This window comes from Inquilinus sp., assembly GCF_039594555.1.
Taxonomy (GTDB): Bacteria; Pseudomonadota; Alphaproteobacteria; order DSM-16000; family Inquilinaceae; genus Inquilinus.
The window spans coordinates 1-3,163 of record NZ_JBCNNF010000599.1; the positions used below are offsets into that span (position 1 = coordinate 1).

A 3,163-nucleotide genomic window follows, 5' to 3' on the forward strand; every position below is an offset into this window, starting at 1 on the left:
GCGCCGTATTCCTGGAGGAGGCGGTATTGAATTACCTCGAACTGGAGATCGCCTACGCAGCCGATGATTTTGCGGTTGCCGCCGTGCTGGGTAAACAGCTGGGTGCCGCTGCATGAGAGTCCGCTGAAGGACCACCCGCTGAACCCGATGCGGGATTCGAACCTGGTCCGCGTGCTCGGCCGCCAGAGCCGGTCGCCGGTCGCGCTGCTGCCGCTGGCGACGGTGGAGGCCGGGCCGCAGGCGGTGCGCGACGCCGTCGGCCGGCACGCGGCCGACGGCGCCGGGGCGATCATCGCCGATGCGGTGCTGGACCGGCATCTGGAGACTTTGGGCGTGGTGGCGCTGGACCAGCCGGTGTCGACCGGCGCCTCCGGCCTCGGCCTCGGCATCGCCCGGGCGCTGGTGGCCGCCGGCCGGATCACGGCTGGGGGCGGTGCCCAGGCGCCCGCCCCGATCGGCGGCCCGGCCGCGATCCTGGCCGGCAGCTGCTCGCAGGCGACCCTGGGCCAGATCGCGGCGGCGGAGCGGAGCATGCCCGTGCTGCGCCTCGATCCGGAGGCGCTGGCCGGCGATCCTGGCGAGATCGGGCGCGCCCTCGCCTGGGCCGGGCGGCATCGCGCCGAGGGGCCGGTGCTGATCGCCAGCAGCGCGCCGCCGGAGCAGGTGGCCGCCGTGCAGCAGAAGCTCGGCCGCGACGCCGCCGGCCATGCCATCGAGCAGGCGATGGCGCGGATCGCCCTCGGCCTGGTCGAGGCCGGGGTGCGCCGGCTGGTGGTGGCGGGCGGCGAGACCTCCGGCGCCGTGGTCGACGCCCTGGCCCTGCCCGCCTTCCGCATCGGCGCCGAGATCGCCCCGGGCGTGCCGGTGCTCTATGCCGTCGGCCGCGAGCCGCCGATGGTGCTGGCTTTGAAATCCGGCAATTTCGGCGGCCCGGACTTCTTCACGGATGCGCTTGGAGCGATGCCGTAGTAGTCCCTCAAGTTCCTCACCGTCATCGCGAGGAGCGAAGCGCCCCATTGAGTCCAGAGGGGCGATCCATAGGCCGGTGCCGCTGGATCGCCACGCCCCTGCGAGGCTCGCGATGACGGATCTGGAGTTCGATGGCGTCGCCTCAGAGCACCACCGGCTCCGGCTCCAGCGCCACGCCGTAGGTCGCCTGCACGTCGCCCTGGATCTGCCGGGCCAGGTCGAGGATCTCGGCCCCGGTGGCGCCGCCGCGGTTGACCAGGACCAGCGCCTGCCGGTCATGCACCGCGGCGCGGCCGACCGCCCGGCCCTTCCAGCCGCAGCGGTCGATCAGCCAGCCGGCGGCCAGCTTCACCCGCCCGTCCGGCTGCGGATAGCCGACGATGCCGGGGAAGGCCGCGGCCAGGTCCTGGTACTGCGCGCCCGGCACGATCGGGTTCTTGAAGAAGCTGCCGGCATTGCCGATCACCGCCGGGTCCGGCAGCTTCTGCCGCCGCACCGCGACCACGGCGTCGAAGATCTCCGCCGCCGCGACGTCCGTTCTGTCGCCGAACACCCGGGCCAGGTCGGGATAGGCCGTGACCGGCGTCCAGGGCCGCGGCAGGCGCAGGGTCACGGAGGTGACGATCCAGCGGTCCGGCTCGCGCTTGAACAGGCTGTCGCGGTAGCTGAAGCGGCAGGCCGCACGGTCGAGCGTGACGAAGCCGCCGGTTACGGTGTCGAAGGCGCGCAGGCTCTCGAACCGCTCCTCCAGCTCCACGCCATAGGCGCCGATGTTCTGGATCGGCGCCGCCCCGGCGGTGCCCGGGATCAGCGCCAGGTTCTCCAGCCCCGGCTGGCCCTGGGCGATGGTCCAGGCCACCAGATCGTGCCAGACCTCGCCGGCCCCGGCCTCGACCAGCGCGGCCTCCGCGCTCTCCCCCGCCAGCCGCCGGCCGGGGATGCGCATCAGCAGCGTCAGCCCGTCGAAATCGCCGGTCAGCACGACATTGCTGCCGCCGCCCAGCAGCCGGCGCGGCAGTCCGGCAAAGCGCGGATCCGCCAGCACCGCCGGCAGGTCGGCCTCGTCGCGGATCTCCACGGCGTAGCGGCTGCGCGCGGCGATGCCGAAGCTGTTGGCGGATTGCAGCGGGTGGTCGGTCAGGATCTGGTACATCAGGCGAGTAAGCGGTTCCGGAACGACGGCTATCCCCAAGTCTGTCATGCCCGGGCTTGACCCGGGCATCCAGAAGATGCCGAGGCCCTCTGGATTGCCGGGTCAAGCCCGGCAATGACAAGAAGAAAAGATCGTCAGGGCTCCTACACGATCTCGTCGATCAGCTTGGCGATCAGCGCCTGGATGAAGCTGTCGCGGCCCTCGGCGGTGCGGACGAAGGCGCCGATGCCGCCGATCACCTGCTGCCGGTAATAGCCCTCGAGCCAGTCATACTCGTCGAGGATGACCAGCGCGTTGACCGTGACATGGGCCGCCTCCGCCGCGTCGCGGGCCAGCGTGGGATCGAGCCCGGCGTTGGAGAAGCCGTTCGAGACGATGTCGATGGTCTGGCGCGGGCTGTCGAAGCCGCTGTCCTTGAACAGGTCGAGCGCGTCGAGCACGGCGCTGCCGATCGCGGTCGACCCGGCCTCTGCCCCCGCCGGCGCGGCCAACACCGCCTCGGCGAAGGCATCGGCATCGGCAGCGCTGGCCAGGCGGCGCCAGGGCAGCAGCACCTTCAGGCTGCGCGGGCCGTCGAAGCGGGCCACCGTCACCGCGATGCCGCTGCGTGGGCCGGCGGCGATCGCCGCCTTCACCTTGTCGTCGCGGAAGGCAGCGGCGTGGCCGCGCAGCTGGAACTCCAGCGCCCCGCTGGTGATGCTGGCCGAGGCGTCGACCAGAAGGACCAGTTCGAGATCGACCGGCTGCTTCTCTGGCTGCGCCTCAACTGCAGGCTGCTGCTCGGGCGTCGAAGTCTGGGCTGCAGCCAGCATCGGCCGGGCCAGCAGCGCGCCGGCGAGCCAGCCGGCGAAATGCCGCCGCCTCATGGCGCCAGCGTGGCCAGGAAGTCGTCGGCGTCGCGCCAGAAGGCGCTGCGGATGTCGTCGCGTTCCATCAGGATCTCGTGCCGGGCGTCCGGATAGACGCTGACCCGGCACTGCGGCAGCAATCGGGCGACCCGCTGGGCGGCGGCGTTGTCCACCAACCGCTCCTGCCCTGCCA

Annotated in this window: 3 protein-coding genes; 1 reads left to right on the plus strand and 2 read right to left on the minus strand. The window is 72.1% G+C overall.

Annotation, left to right across the window (positions count from 1 at the left end):
* Positions 1-102: 102 nt before the first annotated feature.
* Positions 103-969 carry a nucleotide-binding domain containing protein gene (locus ABDW35_RS34740; protein WP_343718408.1) on the plus strand — a complete coding sequence of 289 codons (867 nt, stop codon included), beginning with the start codon at positions 103-105 and terminating at the stop codon, positions 967-969.
* Between the two features lie 142 nt (positions 970-1,111).
* Here ABDW35_RS34740 and murB read toward each other — a convergent pair whose 3' ends face one another.
* Both murB and ABDW35_RS34750 read right to left on the minus strand, forming a co-directional pair.
* Entirely contained in the window at positions 1,112-2,122 is a 1,011-nt protein-coding gene (gene murB, locus ABDW35_RS34745) for a UDP-N-acetylmuramate dehydrogenase (RefSeq protein ID WP_343718409.1), read from the minus strand.
* Between the two features lie 143 nt (positions 2,123-2,265).
* Positions 2,266-2,988 (minus strand): DUF1194 domain-containing protein, encoded by a 723-nt coding sequence (locus ABDW35_RS34750; RefSeq protein ID WP_343718410.1) that lies wholly within the window; start codon positions 2,986-2,988, stop codon positions 2,266-2,268.
* Positions 2,989-3,163: the final 175 nt, after the last annotated feature.

What these genes read in the sequence shown, in the direction of transcription:
- murB (WP_343718409.1), bottom strand. Translation starts at nt 2,122, where the DNA reads ATGTACCAGATCCTGACCGACCACCCGCTGCAATCCGCCAACAGCTTC.
- ABDW35_RS34750 (WP_343718410.1), bottom strand. Translation starts at nt 2,988, where the DNA reads ATGAGGCGGCGGCATTTCGCCGGCTGGCTCGCCGGCGCGCTGCTGGCC.